This window comes from Acinetobacter sp. T63 (assembly GCF_053852345.1).
Genome location: NZ_CM132659.1, coordinates 2656036 through 2674702, shown reverse-complemented (window position 1 = coordinate 2674702; position 18667 = coordinate 2656036). Strand labels below are relative to the sequence as shown.

18 protein-coding genes and 1 pseudogene are annotated in these 18667 nt (G+C 46.4%); 7 read left to right on the top strand and 12 right to left on the bottom strand.

Annotation, left to right across the window (positions count from 1 at the left end; all coding sequences use genetic code 11):
• Positions 1-26 precede the first annotated feature (26 nt).
• From ACVLR6_RS12880 to ACVLR6_RS12860, 5 genes and pseudogenes are all read right to left on the bottom strand, one after another.
• Positions 27-1002, bottom strand: a pseudogene (locus tag ACVLR6_RS12880) (esterase/lipase family protein).
• Between the two features lie 63 nt (positions 1003-1065).
• A complete protein-coding gene (locus ACVLR6_RS12875) occupies positions 1066-2037 on the bottom strand; it encodes an esterase/lipase family protein (RefSeq protein WP_104505668.1) in 972 nt (323 codons plus the stop codon).
• A gap of 92 nt (positions 2038-2129) precedes the next feature.
• Entirely contained in the window at positions 2130-2738 is a 609-nt protein-coding gene (locus tag ACVLR6_RS12870) for a hypothetical protein (RefSeq protein ID WP_455995376.1), read from the bottom strand.
• Positions 2739-2806: 68 nt separating this feature from the next.
• On the bottom strand, positions 2807-3808 hold the full coding sequence (locus ACVLR6_RS12865; RefSeq protein ID WP_160240921.1) for an esterase/lipase family protein: 1002 nt from the start codon (positions 3806-3808) through the stop codon (positions 2807-2809).
• A 313-nt stretch (positions 3809-4121) separates the two neighbouring features.
• Positions 4122-5150, bottom strand: a complete 1029-nt coding sequence (locus ACVLR6_RS12860) for a lipase secretion chaperone (RefSeq protein WP_411686691.1) — start codon at positions 5148-5150, stop codon at positions 4122-4124.
• A gap of 149 nt (positions 5151-5299) precedes the next feature.
• Here ACVLR6_RS12860 and truB point away from each other — a divergent pair, with 149 nt between their 5' ends.
• From truB to ACVLR6_RS12845, 3 genes are all read left to right on the top strand, one after another.
• A complete protein-coding gene (truB, locus tag ACVLR6_RS12855) occupies positions 5300-6205 on the top strand; it encodes a tRNA pseudouridine(55) synthase TruB (RefSeq protein ID WP_104473448.1) in 906 nt (301 codons plus the stop codon).
• A 36-nt stretch (positions 6206-6241) separates the two neighbouring features.
• Entirely contained in the window at positions 6242-7009 is a 768-nt protein-coding gene (locus ACVLR6_RS12850; protein WP_104473447.1) for a sulfite exporter TauE/SafE family protein, read from the top strand.
• A gap of 159 nt (positions 7010-7168) precedes the next feature.
• Positions 7169-7627, top strand: coding sequence for a hemerythrin domain-containing protein (locus ACVLR6_RS12845; RefSeq protein ID WP_104513246.1), 459 nt, complete (start codon positions 7169-7171; stop codon positions 7625-7627).
• Positions 7628-7698: 71 nt separating this feature from the next.
• On the opposite strand, the gene ACVLR6_RS12840 is transcribed toward ACVLR6_RS12845, so the two are convergent.
• The 3 genes from ACVLR6_RS12840 to serA all read right to left on the bottom strand — a co-directional run bounded on the left by ACVLR6_RS12840 (position 7699) and on the right by serA (position 11062).
• Positions 7699-8571, bottom strand: a complete 873-nt coding sequence (locus ACVLR6_RS12840; protein WP_034598244.1) for an EamA family transporter — start codon at positions 8569-8571, stop codon at positions 7699-7701.
• A gap of 146 nt (positions 8572-8717) precedes the next feature.
• Positions 8718-9593: an EamA family transporter gene (locus ACVLR6_RS12835; protein ID WP_005180400.1), complete on the bottom strand. Its 876-nt coding sequence runs from the start codon at positions 9591-9593 to the stop codon at positions 8718-8720.
• A gap of 236 nt (positions 9594-9829) precedes the next feature.
• On the bottom strand, positions 9830-11062 hold the full coding sequence (gene serA, locus ACVLR6_RS12830) for a phosphoglycerate dehydrogenase (protein WP_005180397.1): 1233 nt from the start codon (positions 11060-11062) through the stop codon (positions 9830-9832).
• Between the two features lie 354 nt (positions 11063-11416).
• Between serA and ACVLR6_RS12825 the strand changes: the two genes are divergently transcribed.
• The 3 genes from ACVLR6_RS12825 to craA all read left to right on the top strand — a co-directional run bounded on the left by ACVLR6_RS12825 (position 11417) and on the right by craA (position 14811).
• Entirely contained in the window at positions 11417-12826 is a 1410-nt protein-coding gene (locus ACVLR6_RS12825) for an FAD-binding oxidoreductase (RefSeq protein ID WP_045795292.1), read from the top strand.
• A 152-nt stretch (positions 12827-12978) separates the two neighbouring features.
• Positions 12979-13350, top strand: coding sequence for a hypothetical protein (locus ACVLR6_RS12820; RefSeq protein WP_016658494.1), 372 nt, complete (start codon positions 12979-12981; stop codon positions 13348-13350).
• Between the two features lie 231 nt (positions 13351-13581).
• A complete protein-coding gene (craA, locus tag ACVLR6_RS12815; RefSeq protein ID WP_455995374.1) occupies positions 13582-14811 on the top strand; it encodes a chloramphenicol efflux MFS transporter CraA in 1230 nt (409 codons plus the stop codon).
• A 114-nt stretch (positions 14812-14925) separates the two neighbouring features.
• Here the strand turns inward: craA and ACVLR6_RS12810 are convergent, their stop codons facing one another.
• From ACVLR6_RS12810 to ACVLR6_RS12795, 4 genes are all read right to left on the bottom strand, one after another.
• The gene (locus ACVLR6_RS12810; RefSeq protein WP_045795347.1) at positions 14926-15225 is read right to left on the bottom strand and encodes a DUF3817 domain-containing protein; all 300 of its coding nucleotides are present in this window, start codon (positions 15223-15225) and stop codon (positions 14926-14928) included.
• A gap of 287 nt (positions 15226-15512) precedes the next feature.
• Positions 15513-16058, bottom strand: a complete 546-nt coding sequence (gene sodC, locus ACVLR6_RS12805; protein WP_455995372.1) for a superoxide dismutase [Cu-Zn] SodC — start codon at positions 16056-16058, stop codon at positions 15513-15515.
• 105 nt (positions 16059-16163) lie between these two features.
• Positions 16164-17291 (bottom strand): AI-2E family transporter, encoded by a 1128-nt coding sequence (locus ACVLR6_RS12800; RefSeq protein ID WP_162182848.1) that lies wholly within the window; start codon positions 17289-17291, stop codon positions 16164-16166.
• A gap of 136 nt (positions 17292-17427) precedes the next feature.
• Positions 17428-18072, bottom strand: a complete 645-nt coding sequence (locus ACVLR6_RS12795) for a ParA family protein (RefSeq protein ID WP_005180385.1) — start codon at positions 18070-18072, stop codon at positions 17428-17430.
• Positions 18073-18191: 119 nt separating this feature from the next.
• Here ACVLR6_RS12795 and ACVLR6_RS12790 point away from each other — a divergent pair, with 119 nt between their 5' ends.
• Positions 18192-18659, top strand: coding sequence for a Holliday junction resolvase-like protein (locus tag ACVLR6_RS12790; RefSeq protein WP_005180383.1), 468 nt, complete (start codon positions 18192-18194; stop codon positions 18657-18659).
• The last annotated feature ends 8 nt before the right edge of the window (positions 18660-18667 follow it).

Below are 18667 nucleotides of genomic sequence, written 5' to 3'. Positions count from 1 at the left end.
TGGGCGCATTTTTTTATGTCTAAATTTTATAAACCTTGCAACTTGAGACGGTTGGCATGTTGACGGTAGACATCGACAGGGTTTGGCGCAAAGATACCCGTGATACCAAACAATAAATTCACCTCATCTAAGTGATTCCATGGAAAATCATCTCGAATCGTTCTACCAAATTTCGCACTACATACGGAGACAATGCCATCATTTGCACTTGCTTTAGAAGCAGAGATCAAATCCAGTGCCTTCATCGCGGCATCACTGAAATCTAATGCATTGGTCATTTGTTTGTGCCCATTATTGAATATAGCGCAATGCCTTGATCGTTATATTTGCCTTCACCACAATGCTTTAAAGATAGCCCAAGCGTAAAACGTTGATTAAATTCAGCGGTGCCTTCAATAGAAGTGCTATGACCTGCAGCTAAAGCGTTATGCGGAAAAGCATGTGCATCCAAACCCTGTGCCCACATAATCACAGCGCCAAAACTACTAATCAGGGTATTTAGTAAATCAGAGGTACCAGTTTGACTGGCAAATTTCATCACATCCGATGCCACGATTGAGCCTTGATTGGCGCCAGCGACTGTCATAACAGAAGTGACATGTTGTGGCATGACTCCTGCTGCATAGCGCACTGCATGGGCACCGTGGCTATGTCCAATTAAATTGAGTTTTTTGGCGCCCGTAATTGCCATACTTCTTTGAGCTGTTCGACATATTGTTCGCCACGGACTTCTGATGAATTAAAAGGTGACATGCGGGCAGCAAAAGCGGTTGAACCATTACGTGCTAAATCAGGCAAAATTTGATGCCAATAATCCATGCCCAAAACATCCATAGCAATGCGATTAAAGCCCATCATGCCATGTGCAAATACGAGGGGGTATTGCATTTTGGCATAGTTAGAGATCACGTTTTTACTTTGTGCTTTTTGTAAATTTGAAGCAGTACCGAATGAGCTAAAGAGTAGGGCAGCTATGGTGAAGTATATTGTTTTAATTTTCATGCAATATCCCAATCATGAATGCAAAGAAAAGCCCTGCAATGCAGGGCTTTAATGAGTTGAGCTTTATAGCCCTTGTAGTTTTAAACGATTCGCATGTTGACGATAAACATCCACAGGGTCTGGAGCAAACATGGCTTTTAAGCCAAAGACCATATTGACTTCGTCTAGGTGGTTCCAGTTGTAGTTATCACGAATGGTTTTACCGAATTTGGCACTGCAACGCGACACTAAGCCATCATTGTTTTTGCCACCATCAATCAGTAGTGCAGTCACTTTGAGCGCAGAGTCAGGATCTAGTAGATTCGTCACTTGACCTACGCCTGTGAACGAATAGTTATAAATGCCTTTTTCTTGATAGCTACCTTCACCACAACTCGTTGTTGGCATACCAATTGGGAATTTTTGGTTAAAGGCTGCGGAACCCGCAGCAGTTAAACTGCGTCCACCTTCAAGTGAATTGTGAGGGAAACTATTTGGATCTAAGCCTTGTGCCCATGTGATGGCTTTGGATACAAGGTTCACGCCACCTACCAATGTACCCTCAACAACAGTGCCTTCAGCTTTTAAAATTAAATCGGCAACGGGTGAGCCTTTATGTGGTCCACCGACAGAAGTTAAAGATGCAACTTTATTTGGGATGACACCTGCCACATAGCGAATCGTTGGTCCGCCATGTGAATGGCCGATTAAGTTGACTTTCTGTGCGCCGGTAATCGCCAAAATTTCTTCCACTTGTTGTTTCAACTGCTCACCACGAACTTCTGAAGAGTTAAATGGCGAAACACGTGTTGCCCAAACATTGGCACCATTACGCGCTAAATCTGGCAGAATTTGATACCAATAATCTAAACCGAAAGGATCGCTACCAATTTGAATAAAACCTGCCATACCATGACCAAATACTATTGGATATTTGGTTTTGGCATACTGTGTCGATGCTTTGGCAGTATATTGTTTGGCTTGCGTACTGTTGGCTTGAGCCGTCGTCATGGTCATGGCTGCGATACAAGCAGCAGTGATTAATCCATATTTCATTGTTGTTTCCTCTTGTTGTTTTAGGCAGTCCCAGCCTGATTTCAATCTAAACAATCCACGTAGGTTTATGGTTGAATATATGTAATGCTTGTTTATAAACCTTGTAATTTAAGACGGTTGGCATGTTGGCGATACAAGGCCACAGGATCTTGTGCAAAAGTGCCAATAATGCCGAAGAACTGATTCACTTCATCAAAATGATTATGTTGATAATCTTGACGGATAATTTGTCCATAGCATCCGCTGCAAAGAGGCAATGCACCATCATTGGGGCTGCCTTTCAAGAAACTACCACCCAAGGTAACGACGGTGGATTCAATGACATCGACTGCATTGGTGACTTGGCGATTGCCCATCCATGAGTAATGATGAATCCCATTCGATGTGATTTTAGTCCCTTGGCTGTTGCAATCTTTCGGAATAGCACTCGAACCATACAGCGCATTAAAGCGTTGTATTTTTTCTGGATGCATTGCATCTAAAGCCGCGGTGATCTCAACAGGATATTGATTCTGAGTAAGAACATTCATGCTATGCCCGAGCAAACTACTAAAGCCATGTGCAAAGACAATGGGATACTTCGTTTTCGCATAGCTAGAGAGTACAAAAGATGCTTGATAGGCTTGTAAGGCAGTGCTGGCTTTTGTGGATGAGATTGCACCCACCCCTAAAGCCAATGCCAAGAATGGAAATATTTTCATTGTTCATCCTGAGGTGAGCGCAATAAAAAAACAATGCCTTTATATCGCGTAATATAAAGGCATTTTGCTTATAAACCTTGTAGTTTTAAGCGGTTGGCATGTTGGCGATACATCGCGACAGGATCTGGTGCGAATAGACCTTTTAAGCCAAACATCATGTTGGCAAGATCGGTGTGATTAAGTTTGTAGTCATCTTTAATGACTTTACCAATGAAGGCGCTGCAACGTGCCACCATGCCGTCATTGTCTTTGCTGCCATACGACAATGGCCCAAGTTGCATTAAAATCGTATCAATGTCTAAGGCGTTGGTCGCTTGCGCCACACCTGTCCATGAATAGTAATAGATGCCTTTACTGTCACGTGGTTTTAGGTTTTTATTACAGTTTTCAGTCGCTGCTAAAACGCCATCTTTCACGGCATTTTGTGCAACCGTTGCATTAAAGGTTTTTGAACCTGTTTGTGTGAGGGACTTCATCGATGCATCAAAGTCAATTTCCAGTTCAGGTTTGAGCTGACCTAAGGCAATTAATGGTCCAATAATATAATCACCTAGAATATTAAATGCTGTACGGGTCAGCGTATTATTTTGGATGTCATCTGCAACTTTAGAGCCATGATAAGTTCCTGCAACCCCAGTGATTGAAGCAATTGCATTTGGTTTTACTTGTGCTGCATAAAGGACTGTAGGGCCGCCATGCGAGTGACCAATCAGATTCACTTTTGGCTGACCTGTGATTGCCATGACATCTTCAACTTGGGCAATGAGGGCTTCACCACGATGTGCGGTTGTATTGGCAGGTGATAGCTGTGCTGCAAATACAGTTGAACCATTACGTGCCATATCTGGCAGAATTTGATACCAATAATCTAAACCAATGGTATTGGTACCAATACGTTCCCAACCGAGCCAGCCATGAACCATTAAAATTGGGTATTTGGTTTTCGCATAATTTGAAGTGACTTTTGCTGTCACTTGGCTTGCACTACCTGCCGCTTGAGTATGCATGCTGAGCCCAATCGCTAGAGTCGACAAAGCAAGTGCCTGTGTTGTTCTTATGAAAGTTTTCATAAACAATTCCTATGTTTTATATTCTTGTTTTCTAGCCGATGCTCATCCGCAAGGGCATGTTATTTAAGCCACTTATTACAAATAAAAAGTGCTTGTTTTTGGAGCAGTTATTTTTTCATGCTAGGGCTTAAAAACCATGTCATTTTGGGACAGTAACGAGCATTTCGATGAATGCTAAAATATTGTTTTATATACAAATGTATATAAATATTTAACGCTTTGATTTTTAATGAATTTGAAAAACTGCACTTGAATTGAGAAAAATTTGCATACAAAAAAGGGACAATTTATGTCCCTTTTTTAAAGTTATGAATTAATCTGCAAAGGGCAGTTTGCCTCCTTGATCATGTACTTGCTCAAACGTTTCAGCACGTAAGCGTTCTTCTGGTGATTTAAAGTGTTGTTGGCGTAGCTTTTGTACGGCTTGCTGTTTGGCTGCATCACTCATGCCGCTTTTCATAATACCATCTCGTTCCGTTAAGTAGTTATTAACGCTAGACTTCCAGTTGGCACGTTCGCTATCTAGGTTTTCTAAACGTTGTGTGGCTTCAGGACCTACCAGATTCAGACGCATTTGGCGAATTTCTTCACTTGAACCACCACGGGCTTTAATTTCTGCGGTCAGTGCTCTTAAATCTTCCAGCTTGTTGAGCTGTTCCAGATTGGCCTGCCAGTCTTCCGGCAGCTGCTCAAACAGGGCTTTTAACTTCTGGGCTTTTTCTGCTTCGGATAGCTGTTTATTGTCCATCACACTCAGGCGCTCCAGGGTATAGTCATGATAAACATCTTCCACCCCAAACAGACCCTCAATTTCATAGGCCGAGAAAAACTGCTGACGCAGGTTTTTCATGCTAGTAAAAATGCTGCGGTAATATTGCGGACTGTCCGGATCCAGTTGCGGCGGCTGCAATTCCCCCAAACGCTCCCGATAATCCAGATAGCGCTGCCATAAATCCAGAATTTGTCCCAAGGCCGGTTCCTGATGAGTCTGGGCGATATAACGCTGAAAATCCTGACGAATCTGCTCCAGGGTTTTCTCGCCATATTGGGTAATAAAATATTCAAAACAGTTGCGGGTCTGTTCATTGACCATCAACCGGTTGCCCGAGTCGAGCTGTAACTGGCAGTTAATTTCAGTGTCCTGCTGACTGGGACTTAAAAAGGACAGGGTTGCAGAGCTGTTTGGACTGCTCACGGGTAGAGACGAGGTTGCAGATGTACGCGCTGTGGCGGCCTGTGCATGACCGGGGGATGGTGGTGAATGGGGAATTAACCAGTAAATAATGCCCATCACTGCCACGGTAATCAGGCCCAACCAGAGCCATAATTTATGTTTTTGCATTCCTATGCACCTGTTTTTCCATTGTATTTATTTTAGGTTTTCAGTTCGCCCTCAATATGCCATAAAAATGACATTGTTTTATAGAAAAGTTGTAAAGCTTGTGCTCAGATTGCTACCATGGCGCAGTTTAGAATTGTCCGATTTTTGCCATGAAAGCATCTTCTCCTAAAATTCAGCGTCGTCCTGTGCATGGCGTATTTTTATTGAATAAACCCCTGGGTATCAGCTCCAATGCTGCACTGCAAAAGGTGCGCTGGCTGTATCGTGCGCAAAAAGCCGGACATACCGGTGCTTTAGATCCGTTGGCCTCTGGTTTATTACCAATCTGTCTGGGCGAGGCGACCAAGTTTTCGCATTTTCTTCTGGATTCAACCAAGCGTTACCAGACCACCATTCAATTGGGACACAGCACCACCACCGGTGATGTTGAAGGTGAAGTGCTGTTAGAGGCTGCGGTACCGGCATTGACTGAAGAAAATATTTTAACCGTCCTGACGCAATTTACTGGCGATATTCAGCAGGTGCCACCGATGTATTCAGCGCTGAAAAAAGAAGGCCGTCCCTTATACGAGCTGGCCCGTAAAGGCATTGAAATTGAACGGGATGCGCGTCCCATCAGTATTTATGCGCTGGAGCTGCTAGGGTTTACTGACAATAGTATCACCCTGGATGTGACTTGTTCCAAAGGCACCTATATTCGTGTACTCGGTGAAGATATTGCCAAGGCGCTCGGCAGCTATGGGCATCTGACCTATTTGCACCGTATTCAGACCGGGCATTTTGATCTGATCCCAAGCTACACCCTGGATTATCTGGAAAGCTTGAGCGAAGCCGAGCGTGAAGCGCTGTTGCTGCCGGTTTATGCCCCGATTGAGCATTTTCCACAGGTACAGGTGCCAGAAGGCCGGGCCGAATATTTTTGTCGCGGCATGGAAAGTAATATTGACCATGCGGCGGCAACTCAGGTATTGGTATTTGAGGGCGAGAAATGTTTAGGGCTGGCGGAAATTACCGATAAAAAACGTCTGGTACCAAAACGGGTCTTGAATCTCTAATTTTCATCTGCACTGAGGCCACAGGATTGCCCCGATATGGATATTGAAATCGTCATCAGCCTCGTGATTTTTGCCTTCTGTGCCGGTGCAATTGATGCCGCGGTTGGTGGTGGCGGCCTGATCCAGATTCCGGCGATTATGGGCGCAATGCCGCAACTGGCGCCGGCCACGGTGTTTGGCACCAACAAACTGGCTTCCATTTGTGGCACTGCTTCGGCGGCCTTTTCTTTTTTACGCAAAGTGCAGCTGTCCTGGAAATTGCTGGGCGTGATTGGACTATGTGCCTTTCTCAGCTCTTTCGTTGGCGCAGCCTGCGTGTCAATGATTCCGACCGATATTTTGCGGCCCTTTGTGCTGCTGATGCTGATCGTGATTGCCATCTACACCTTCATGAAAAAGCAGTTTGGCCAGCTGCATGTGCAGCAGACTTTAAACCGCAAAATGTTGCTCCTGGCGGCGTTGGGCAGTGTGCTGATTGGTTTTTATGATGGTATTTTTGGCCCCGGCACGGGCAGCTTTTTTATTTTCTATTTTATTCGTTATTTACAGGTCGATTTTTTGCATGCCTCGGCCTTGTCGAAAATTGCCAATTTTATGACCAATCTGGCAGCGCTGAGTTTCTTTATTCCCACGGGGCATGTGCTGTTTATGGTCGGGGCGATGATGGCACTGGCTAATATTACCGGTTCTCTGGTCGGGGTACGTCTGGCCTTTAAATATGGCAGCGGCTTTATCCGGATTGTATTTCTGATCCTGGTTAGTGTGCTGATTGTACGCATGGCCTATCAGATGTTCTGGTTGTAAATCATTCTCATTATTAAAATTTCCCATACAAATTGCTGCAGGAACCGTCGCACGGGCTTGGCGTATAGTGAATGCTTAGCCTGACCTGTCTGCTTAACAATAATGATGCAACCCGTTGTCGGGTGTTTAAATTTTGGCATTTGAAAGGGTAATAACAACATGAATATTTTTGAAGCACTGCGTGAAAGCCATGAAATACAGCGTGATCTGGCCGAGCGTTTAATCCAGACCTCGGGGGATACACCAGAACGCCGCGAGCTGTTTGATCAACTGAAAAATGAATTATTCGCCCATGCTGTGGCCGAAGACCGTTATTTTTATATTCCACTAATGATGACCGATTCCGGGCTGAACATTACCCGGCATGCGCTGGCAGAACATCATGAAATGGATGAGCTGCTGGAAAAACTGACCGAAACCGAATTTAGCAATCCGGGCTGGCTGGCGATTGCCAAGCAGCTGTCTGAAAAAGTGCATCATCATTTGCAGGAAGAAGAACATGGCTTTTTCCAGCAGGCCGGGAAAATTTTGGAAGAGCGCCAGAAAACCGAGCTGGCCAAACAGTATTTAAATGAATACAGCAAATATAAAGCCATTCAAAAAGACAGTCTGGTCTAAATTCAGGACTTAAAAAAGATGGCTCTCTTGGCCATCTTTTTTTATTCATCTTCTTTGATCTACCTTTTTGCTTAAGGGCTGACAGCTTTCTTACGGCTGGCTCTTAGAGTCACGCCCACGGAGGCCAGCATCACGCAGAATAAAGCGACCCATTGCAACAGGCTGATCTGTTCACCGAGTAACACCAGACCGGTTAGCGCGGCCAGTGCCGGCGATAAACTGGACAGGGTGCCATAACTGAGCTTGCTTAAATGCTGTAAGGCTTTCAGGTCCAGTGCATACGGAATGGCGGTGGCCAAAATGGCAATGGCGATGGCTTTGCCCCAGTATTGGGTATCGACCAGGGCCGCGGCATTGTGATACAGACCAATGGGTAACAGGGTCAGCGCAGCCAGACTAATGGCAATGGTGAGGGCATGCATGCCAATATTCTGCTGTACCACGCGCTGCCCGAAATAAATATAGAGGGCCCAGCAAAAGCCGGCGCCCAGCGCACAGAGGGCACCAAAGACTGAGAAATTGTCACTGTTGGCCTGTCCCCAGGGCACCATCAGCGCAATTCCCAAAATGGCTAAAAGCACCCAGATATAATCACTACGCTGTTTAATCGAGAGCAGGGCCAGTCCCAGTGGGCCAATAAATTCCAGACCAACCGCAATCCCTTGCGGCAATTTGCCCAGCGACATATAGAACAGCACATTCATCAGACACAGGGCCGCGCTATAGCAGAGCAGATCCCGCCATTTTAAAAAGGACAGCCGGGAAATAATCTTCCAGGAACGGAACATCAGGCAGATAATAATGGCGGCAAAGCACAACCGTAAAATGGTCACGGTAAGCGGATCGAGCACCTCAAACAGTTGTTTGGCAAAGGAGGCACTAATCTGGTACGAAGTCATGGACAGCACCATGAACAGTACCGACAGCAGTTGAGCATTTTGCATAAGCGCACCACCAACACCGGAAGGTGTCAGCATATTGGGGAGATGCTGCTGATTATAGCAATTTGCTTAAATTTTGATGAGTAGCCGGTCAAAATAAATTCCAGCACTACACAGCAGGAGGCTCAGTCTGGCCAGATCCACTCTACTTAACTGGACTGCTGTTTACGCTGCTGTACGGTATAGGTACAGCCAATAGAGGCGGCAATAATGGTGCTTAAGGCCAGCCATTGATTCCAGAGTAACTGTTCGCCCAAAAAGACAAAACCGGAGAGCGCGGCAATGGCCGGTTCCATGCTCATCAGTGTACCGAAACTGAGTGCGGTCAGGTTGCGAAGTGCAATCATTTCCAGACTAAAGGGCAAGGCGCTGGCCAGAACTGCCAAGGCAATAAAATAGATGAAATTGCCCGGTTCAAATACGCTAACAGGCAGGCCATCCCATAAAGCAATGGGTAATAAAATCAGGGTACCGACTAGCATACCCAGACAGACCGTATGATTCCCGGACACACCCGATGGTTTCTGTCCGGCTACAATATATAAGGCCCAGCAGGCACCGGCGCCTAAGGCAAACAACACGCCCAGACCATCGAGCGGCTGCGCGGTCTGATCAAAAGGAAACAACAGCACCAGCCCAACAATGGCGAGGCCGACCCAAATAAAGTCGAATTTGCGCCGGGCATAAAACAGCGCCACGCTTAATGGCCCGATAAACTCAAACGATACCGCAATCCCCAGTGGCAGGCGGTCAATCGCCAGATAAAACAGCATGTTCATGCCGGCCAGTGCGGCACCGTAACTGAAAATCGCTGGCCAGCGTATGGCTTTGGGCTGAATGTTCCAGAGCTGAAAAATCAGCATCAGCACCAGCGCGCTCAGCAGCAGCCGCATGGCAGAAACGGTCAGAATCGGAAACTGATCAAATAGCAGTTTGGCCATCGAGCCGCTGCTTTGCAGGCTGAGCATGGCAATCAGCAACAACAGCACAGCGCGGAGATGCGGCGCATTTTGAAGTATCGACATAACTGGAATGGGCTGGTGGGGAGAGTAGGGCGATCATCAACAGATCAATAGCCGCTAGCATAGCATGAACAGATGACGCTTCCATGTCGTGGCTGCGTAAGTGGCCAGCAGATAAAACAAGGCTCATTCACGATTTCAAAAGAACATAAAATAAGGATTGCGTATTGTTTTAGAAGCGGGAAATAAAAAACCACAGCGCAAGGGCTGTGGTTTTGGGTGTTACTGTCTAATTGAAATTAGAACAGAACACGTACACGGATAGTGCCTTCAACATCATGCAGCATATCCAGTGCTTCTTGAGATGCAGTTGCATCCACATCCATCACCAGATAACCGACATCACCTTTGGTCATTAAAGATTGACCCGAAATGTTGATGCCTTGCTCAGCAAACAGGTTGTTGATTTTAGACAATACGCCTGGAATGTTTTTATGAATGTGCAGTAAACGGTGTTTACCTTCAGTCAATGGTAAGGCAATTTCAGGGAAGTTCACTGCAGACAGGGTCATACCCTTGTCAGAATAAGCCACAAATTTCTCAGCCACTTCCAGACCAATGTTGGCTTGCGCTTCCATGGTTGAACCGCCCACGTGTGGAGTCAGGATCACATTGTCCAGACCGCGCAGTGGAGAAACGAATTCTTCACCATTGGCTTTCGGCTCTTTCGGGAATACGTCAACCGCAGCGCCAGCCAGATGACCTGATTTAATTGCATCTGCCAGATCTTCAATAATGACACAGGTACCACGTGCCGCATTCAGGAAGATCGCGCCTTCTTTCATTTGTGCAAACTGTTCTTTGCCCATAAAGTTACGGGTTGATGGAACGTCTGGCACGTGTAGCGATACCACGTCTGCATTGGCCAGCAATTCAGCCAAAGAACCGACCTGGCGCGCATTACCCATTGGCAGTTTGGTCACTGCATCATAATAGATCACATGCATACCCAGGCTTTCAGCAAGCACAGACAGTTGCGAACCAATTGAACCGTAACCCACAATACCTAAAGTCTTACCGCGTGTTTCAAAAGAACCCGCTGCAGATTTTTCCCAGCCACCGCGGTGACATGATGCCGATTTGGCTGGTACGCCACGAAGCAGCAGAATCAGTTCAGCAAGGACCAGTTCCGCAACAGAACGGGTATTTGAATATGGTGCGTTAAATACTGGAATACCACGTACCATGGCTGCATTTAAATCGACTTGGTTGGTTCCGATACAGAAACAGCCAACCGCGATCAGCTTGTTCGCAGCTTCAAAGATTTCTTCAGTTAATTGCGTACGTGAACGAATACCAATGAAGTGTGCATCTTTGACCGCTTCTTTCAGCGCTTCACCCTCAAGCGCAGTTTTACGGTAGTCGATGTTGGTATATCCGGCAGCATTTAACGTGTCGATGGCATTTTGGTGAACGCCCTCTAACAACAGGAAACGAATTTTATCTTTAGGTAGTGAAAGATGTTGGCTCATTACGGCTCCGCTACAAAGGCCAAATTTAGTGGCAGTATCATATCATAGGAGCGGGCAGGAGATACATTCCATTTATGGCTGATCGGTCTGCTATTTCTGTAGAAAATATAAACGCAGGATTCATTTTTGGTTGAATTAACTCTGTATTTTCAAAGCTATATTATCAAAATGATGGTTTTTCTCAGGTTTTACAGAAAAATCGCTTATAATAGCCCCAGACGGCAAAAACCAGGCTCAGGCTGTTGGTTTCTTGCCCGTTTTTTATCTTTTACTGTGCTTTGGCATGACTTTAAAATGTACAGCGCCAGTCCGGATAAATCTCTTCTTGTTTAATTCTTGCCAGGTCTGCAAACGATGAATGCTCCAGTCGCTTTAACCCCAGAGTTATTGACCCAATTGACTGCAATTGTAGGTGAAAACCGTATTAAAACTGATGCGGACAGCCTCCAGAATTGGGGTCGAGATCATACCAAGCACTTTGATCCAAACCCATCCGTCATCGTTTTTCCATCGAGCACTGAGCAGGTGCAAGCGATTGTGAAACTTGCCAATCAGTTCAATGTCGCAGTGACCCCATCGGGCGGTCGTACCGGTCTTTCTGCGGGTGCGGTAGCGGCCAACGGTGAAATCGTGGTCAGTATGGACAAGATGAACCAGATTCTGGAATTCTTCCCGGCAGACCGCATGGTGCGCGTACAGGCCGGTGTGGTGACTGAACAGCTGCAAAACTATGCCGAAGAGCAGGGCATGTATTACCCGGTCGATTTCGCCTCTGCCGGTTCATCACAAATTGGCGGTAATATTGGTACCAATGCCGGCGGCATTAAAGTCATTAAATATGGCATGACCCGTAACTGGGTGCTGGGCTTAACCGTGGTGACCGGTAAAGGGGATGTGCTGCGTTTAAACAAAGGTATGATCAAAAACGCCACCGGTTATGCACTGCAACACTTATTCATTGGTGGTGAAGGGACTTTAGGCCTCGTCACTGAAGCGGAAATCAAGCTGGAACGTCAACCACAAGACCTGCAGGTGATGGTGCTGGGTGTACCGGATTTTGATGCAGTGATGCCTGTGCTGCATGCTTTCCAGGCCAAAATTGATTTAACCGCATTTGAGTTCTTTGGTGAACTGGCAATGCAGAAAGTACTGGCCAATGGTCATGTACAGCGTCCGTTTGAAACTGAATGTCCATTCTATGTATTGCTTGAATTTGAAGCGCCATTTGAACCGATTATGGACAAGGCAATGGAAATTTTTGAGCACTGTATGGAACAGGGCTGGGTGCTGGACGGCGTACTCAGCCAAAGCCTGGATCAGGTCGAAAGCTTATGGCGTTTACGTGAAGATATTTCGGAATCGATTGCGCCGTTTATTCCATACAAAAACGATATTTCAGTGCTGATTACCCACGTGCCGGCATTCATTAAAGAAATTGATGCGATTGTGGCCGAGAACTATCCGGACTTTGAAATCTGCTGGTTCGGTCATATTGGTGACGGTAACCTGCACCTGAACATCCTGAAACCTGCCGATTTAAGCAAAGATGAATTCTTTGCCAAATGTCAGGTGGTGAACAAGTATGTGTTTGATACTGTGAAAAAATATGACGGTTCAATTTCTGCAGAGCACGGTGTTGGCATGACCAAAAAGCCATATCTGGAATACTCGCGTTCTGCTGAAGAAATCGAATATATGAAAGCCTTGAAACAGGTCTTTGACCCGAATGGGATTATGAACCCGGGTAAATTATTCGACCTGTAATCAGGCCAATAGAACGAAAAAGCGCATCTCCGGATGCGCTTTTTTTATGGCACTTATCATGTGCACTCTCGCTCAAATTACATTCTGTGCATAGTGTTAAGCGCAAAAAGCCGGCATCATTTTTACAGTGTTGAATCAGTTTGGATAGAGTTATGTTTCGTTTCGCTGCAATGGCAGGACTGGCGATTGCTGTTACAGGATGTGCCACCACCCAGAATATTGTGTCTAAAGTGACACCGTCTGCCGAAACACCGTTGGCACAGGTGTTAAAAGAGCGTCCGGATTTACGTAAACAGCTGGCGACAGTCGAGCTGCGTCAATTCTTTAATAATGTCGAATCACCGACCGCGGCTCAGGTTAAAGTGACTGAAACCGGTTTAATGGATGATTCGGTACGCTCGATTCGTACCATTTACAGTTTTAAACTGGTCAATGGCGACTGGGAAAAAGTGAAAACTGAAAAGAGCTATCAATGTCTGCGCGGCAAAAATACCAAGACTTTCCAGAAGGCTGTATGTCCTTAATCCGCTTGAGTCTTTCAATGATTTTGATTGAAAAGCGTAGCTAAACCCTGCGCTTTTCTGTTTTTAAACCGGGGATTTATACTGATTTTGTTCAGCCGCTCTAGCTAAGTGTTGCTGCCGGAAGTTCAGCATTTCCCCATCAGAAAAGTCACAGATTTTAAAAATAAACTCTGCTACACTGCGCCCATTGTTATGATTGCAGCCTGCTAATCTTGCAGGCTTTTGAGCGCTATGCAAACCACTCCAACTACAACGCTCTCCCGCGCCACCTTAATGTTTCCGCTGGCTTTGGTGCTGTTCGAATTTTCCGTCTATATTGGCAATGATCTGGTACAGCCGGCCATGCTCGCCATTACCCAGGATTTTGGCGTCAGCAGTTCCTGGGCAGCCTCTTCGATGTCGTTTTATCTGCTCGGCGGTGCCTGTGTCGCGGCCATTTTAGGCCCTTTATCGGACCGTTTAGGCCGTAAAAAAGTCCTGCTGGGTGGGGTACTGTTTTTTGTGGTGACCTGCCTGCTGATTTTATTGACCCAGAACATCGAAAGCTTTTTATTGCTGCGCTTTTTGCAGGGCTTTGGCCTGTCGGTAATAACTGCGGTGGGCTATGCCGCCATTCAGGAAAGTTTTGCCGAACGCGATGCAATTAAAGTCATGGCACTCATGGCCAATGTATCGCTGCTGGCGCCGCTACTGGGGCCAGTGTTGGGTGCGTTTATGATCGAGCATGTGTCCTGGCATTGGGGCTTTATTGGGATTGCAGCTTTGGCGGCTTTGAGCTGGCTCGGACTGAAAGCCAAAATGCCGGAGCAGCAGCTCAGTATTCCGAAACAGCCGATTGGCTATATCTGGGATGATTTTAAACAGGTACTGAAAAACCGCCGTTTTCTGACCATGACCTTTGCCTTGCCGCTCTTAAGCATGCCGCTGATGTTATGGATTGCCTTGTCGCCGGTGATGCTGGTGGAGCAGCTCAATCTGAGCAGTCTGCAATATGGTCTGGCCCAATTTCCGGTCTTGGGCGGGCTGATTGCCGGGAATTTATTGCTGCTGAAAATCATTGACCGTTTTGCTTTGGGACAGACTGTGCTGATGGGCTTGCCACTCATGTTGGTCGGTACCTTGCTGTTAATTCTTGGTCTGCTCATACCAGACTATTTAATCTGGTGTCTGATTCTGGGTATGACTTTCATCAGCTTTGGTGAGGGCATCAGTTTTTCAATTATTTCCCGTTTTGCTTTGATGTCGTCCGAGGTGTCGAAAGGGACCGTGGCCGCAACTGCTTCTGTGCTAATGATGCTGAGCTTTTTTGTGGTGATTGAACTGGTGCGCATGCTCTACAGTCATTTTGAACTGTGGGCTTATAGCCTGTCCTGTTTTGCCCTAATTGCCTTGTGGTTTGCTTATCCACGGCTAGGCTTAAAACAGATTATGCACGAACGTGCCGAAAGCGGTCAGTTTTAAGTGGGCTGATCATCTGGCATTTATCAATAGGATAATGTGGTTAAAAGGCCAAAAAACAAAGGCATCCAGCAGATAGTAATCTGGTGGATGCCTGATTCACAGATCCGTCAGAAGTTACACTTCGACCTGCGGTTGTGCCATTTTCTTCAGTTTGGCATCAAAAATAAACGGGCCAAACGGTAAAATAGAGGCAATCACACCCATTAAAAATACCTGAATTGACCATTTCTGTTTTTCACAGACCACAAACAGCACCACCAGAAAGGCAATAAACAGCACGCCGTGACCCATGCCGACGTATTTCACCAGAATCGGGTTACCCCATATATATTTCAGCGGCATGGCAATAAACAGCAAGGCCAGAAAAGATAAACCTTCTAAAAAACCTACCACACGCAAGCTTTGGATGTTCATACTCTGCAATTTCCCCATAGATCTAGCAGCAGTGTAGCGAATATTGGCGCAGAGGGCCATGCTTTTTAGTGCACAGCCCGGTTTTAAGTTTTTGTTTTTTAATATAAATCAGACTATCGTGCTTGGTTTTTGCTAAGCTGTTGATGTTGAAATAAAAGCCAGAAATTTAACTTTAAAACTTTAGATTGCTGTTTAATCTAGGCATAGAAAAAGGCACTCATCTCTATGGATAAGTGCCTTAAAAATCAGAAAACTGTGGATAAGTCGGGATTTATCCGCATCAAGGTTTAGATCACGCCACAGGCAATCCGGTCACCACCACCGCCTAACGGTTTTGGCGTATCGGCATAGTTATCGCCACCGGCATGAATCATGAGCGCCAGACCTTGTACATCCTGTAATTTCAGACGCGGCGCCAGTAGGGTGACACGTGCCGTGCCATTGGCTGCCACATTCAGGACCGGTAAATCACCGAGATGGCCGCTTAATGGATTGCCGTGGTTGGGTGCCTGATTCGGATTAAAGTGACCACCTGCGGCTAGCGCAGCCTGCATTTTACCGTCTTTTTCTGCTGGGGCGCAGGAACCGTTTTCATGAATATGGAAACCATGTGGACCCGGTGGTAACTGGGTCAGATTGGTACGGATGACCAGACCCGCAGCACTATCGGTCAGTTGGACTTCACCGAGCTGGGCGCCAACGCCTTGGGCAGAGACCGCATTAACGGCAACGTTTTTACTGGCGCCAATCACGGTATCGGGTGTGGTGGTACAGCCGACTCCGACCAGCGCGGTAAACGCACATAAAGCACCAAGTTTAAAAAGTGGGGTCATGGTTTGCATCCTGTCTTATTCGAATATGTGGCTTCATTCAAACAAGGCTCAGGAGGCAACACAATGCTGTTTGCGTACAGGCGTGTATAAGTTTCTTAATGAAATTTAGCCTTTTGGTGCAGCCGGTCCCTGATCATCGGGCAGGTCATAGGCCATGGTGGTTTTTGGCATCATCATGGCCTCGGCTTCATTGGTTTCATGCAGCCATTCACGCCAGATTGCCAGCAAGACCGCCAGAATCACCGGACCAATAAACAGGCCAATCAGGCCAAAGCTGGCAATACCGCCCAGAACCCCGAACATGATCAGCAGGAATGGAATCTGGGTGGCGCCGGAAATCACCAGCGGACGAATCACGTTATCTGCGGTACTGACCACACACACGCCCCAGGCCATTACGCCAATTGCTTCAATGGTTTGTCCTTGAGAGAACAGCCATAGCGCCACCGAGCCATAGGCCAGCGGTGGGCCAAACGGAATCAGGGCAAACAGGAAAGTGACAATGGTCAATACCATCGGGTTTGGCACCCCGGCCACAAAGTAGCTGACCCCGGCCAAAAGTGCCTGGGCAATTGCAGTCAAGCCAACCCCGTAAACCACCGCACGGGTGGTTTCAGAAATGGTATCTAAATAATGGTGTACACGTGGTCCGATCACCATTTCCAGCGCTTTACTGACCTGATTTAAAATGGTCTGGCCATCACGATAGAAGAAGAACAGCGACAGCATGGCAAAGCCGAGTTTAATTAAATTGCGGCTAATTTCACTGAGCAGGAAACGGCCATAATTCAGATGGCCTTGAATCCAGACCGAAATGGAATTAATGATACTGTTCGGATCTTCATTAATTTCACGTAAGGAACGGCTAATTTCTTTACCGACAAAGGGCAGATCGCGGATAAAATCCGGCACATTCAAATGTCCGGAAAAGACCTGTTTCTGTAATTCGTAATACAGGTTACGACCTTCGTGCTGCAAGATAAAAATCGCAAAGGTCAACGGAATACCGACCACCAGTGTCACCAGAATCATCATAATTGTGGCACTTAAGGTCGGCCGTGGACCGCACATACGCTGTACCGACTGATACAGCGGCCAAGTCATATAGGCAATAATAGTGGCCCAAACTACAGGAACAATAAAGTATTTGAGGACATGAAAGCTCAAAAAAATCAGGACAAAAAATAGTCCAAATAGCAAGACTTTTTGTAAAGTGGGCGCGTATTGTTGCACTGAGTTCACTGGCTCATTCCTAAGGTCTTGAAGCATATTAACTGAAAACCCAGCGCTCGCAAATGAACGCTGCGTAAGTTCTGTTAAATATTGAAGCGGGAGTGGAAAGGCAAAAGCCGTTTAATCGCTTAGGCGCTTAGAACCATTGGGCCGGATCATCAATAATCGCATTCAGGACAGGTTGCCACTGATTTTGAATGGTCAGGTAATTTTTCTGGGTTTTATCAAATACGCTTAAGCCCTGCATCGCCAGTTGACCATAGGCAGCACGTTCAGAAATCCAGGCCACCGGTTCCTGTTCAATTTTTTCAAAGAAATCACGAATTTCTTTGGAGCTGGCACTGTTGGCCTTGACCCGGTTGGCCAGCAGTAAAATCTGAACCTTGCCTTTACGAATCCGTTTAATTTCCTGCAAATGCTTTAAAAAGCGACGGGTCGAATCAATATCGAAGAAGGAGGGCTGCAGCGGGGTAATAATCGCATGTGCTTCACTAATCAGCTGCTCGGCCTGATCACCAGATAATGCCCCCGGCGCATCAATAATCAGGTATTCGATATTTTTAGGCGCATCACCGACCGATTTTTCATGACGCCAGTCCAGACTCTGAATGGGAGCGGCGCTTTCTGGACGCTGTTTTAACCATTGTCGTGCAGATTTCTGGTTATCGGCATCGGCCAGGGCGACTTTATATCCTTTTTGGGCTAAGGCGGAAGCTAAACTGATGGCGGTAATGGTTTTTCCACATCCACCTTTTTGATTGGCGACTAAGATTGTTTTCATGACCCTACTAAAGATTTTATTCTGCTCATCCCTAGCATATCATTGTTTGATGTGCTGGAGATGACCGTTGACAAAAGTCGTAGCGCTGCTTGCAAATTTTAAAAAATCAGGAAAACCCCATGTCGATATGGATGGCAATGCTTATAGGCGCTGCAATAGGAGTGGTGCTGACCACCATCATTTTAAGTCATAGCCGCAATGGCCGTATTAAGGCCGAATATGAACAGTATATTGCCGAGCTGGAGCTGGAACATCAGCAGGCACTGGCGCAGGCCCAAAAGCGCAGCGTCAATACCAGCCGCGCGGTGCTCAAAGGGAAAATGGCCGAGCAGATGGCACCAATTATGCCGCAATTTGAATACTTGCCCAGCGATGCCAAATTTCTGGGCGATCCGGTCGATTATATTGTGTTTGATGGCTATACCGACTTTCGGGATGGCGATGGCCGGGCTGAGGATATTCAGGTGGTGTTAATTGATATTAAAAGTGGCGGCGCGCGCCTGACCAAAGGCCAGCAGGCCATTGCCGAAGCCATTCAGCAGGGACGACTGCGCTTTGAAACCATCCGAATTGATTTCGAGGATTAATTTTTTGA

Bases quoted from the DNA above. Each gene is read 5' to 3' on its own strand.
- ACVLR6_RS12875 (WP_104505668.1), bottom strand. From the start codon at position 2,037: ATGAAATATGGATTAATCACTGCTGCTTGTATCGCAGCCATGACCATG.
- ACVLR6_RS12860 (WP_411686691.1), bottom strand. From the start codon at position 5,150: ATGCAAAAACATAAATTATGGCTCTGGTTGGGCCTGATTACCGTGGCA.
- ACVLR6_RS12865 (WP_160240921.1), bottom strand. From the start codon at position 3,808: ATGAAAACTTTCATAAGAACAACACAGGCACTTGCTTTGTCGACTCTA.
- ACVLR6_RS12870 (WP_455995376.1), bottom strand. From the start codon at position 2,738: ATGAAAATATTTCCATTCTTGGCATTGGCTTTAGGGGTGGGTGCAATC.
- craA (WP_455995374.1), top strand. From the start codon at position 13,582: ATGCAAACCACTCCAACTACAACGCTCTCCCGCGCCACCTTAATGTTT.
- ACVLR6_RS12795 (WP_005180385.1), bottom strand. From the start codon at position 18,072: ATGAAAACAATCTTAGTCGCCAATCAAAAAGGTGGATGTGGAAAAACC.
- ACVLR6_RS12840 (WP_034598244.1), bottom strand. From the start codon at position 8,571: ATGCAAAATGCTCAACTGCTGTCGGTACTGTTCATGGTGCTGTCCATG.
- ACVLR6_RS12810 (WP_045795347.1), bottom strand. From the start codon at position 15,225: ATGAACATCCAAAGCTTGCGTGTGGTAGGTTTTTTAGAAGGTTTATCT.
- ACVLR6_RS12820 (WP_016658494.1), top strand. From the start codon at position 12,979: ATGTTTCGTTTCGCTGCAATGGCAGGACTGGCGATTGCTGTTACAGGA.
- sodC (WP_455995372.1), bottom strand. From the start codon at position 16,058: ATGACCCCACTTTTTAAACTTGGTGCTTTATGTGCGTTTACCGCGCTG.
- ACVLR6_RS12790 (WP_005180383.1), top strand. From the start codon at position 18,192: ATGTCGATATGGATGGCAATGCTTATAGGCGCTGCAATAGGAGTGGTG.
- serA (WP_005180397.1), bottom strand. From the start codon at position 11,062: ATGAGCCAACATCTTTCACTACCTAAAGATAAAATTCGTTTCCTGTTG.
- truB (WP_104473448.1), top strand. From the start codon at position 5,300: ATGAAAGCATCTTCTCCTAAAATTCAGCGTCGTCCTGTGCATGGCGTA.
- ACVLR6_RS12835 (WP_005180400.1), bottom strand. From the start codon at position 9,593: ATGTCGATACTTCAAAATGCGCCGCATCTCCGCGCTGTGCTGTTGTTG.
- ACVLR6_RS12845 (WP_104513246.1), top strand. From the start codon at position 7,169: ATGAATATTTTTGAAGCACTGCGTGAAAGCCATGAAATACAGCGTGAT.
- ACVLR6_RS12850 (WP_104473447.1), top strand. From the start codon at position 6,242: ATGGATATTGAAATCGTCATCAGCCTCGTGATTTTTGCCTTCTGTGCC.
- ACVLR6_RS12825 (WP_045795292.1), top strand. From the start codon at position 11,417: ATGAATGCTCCAGTCGCTTTAACCCCAGAGTTATTGACCCAATTGACT.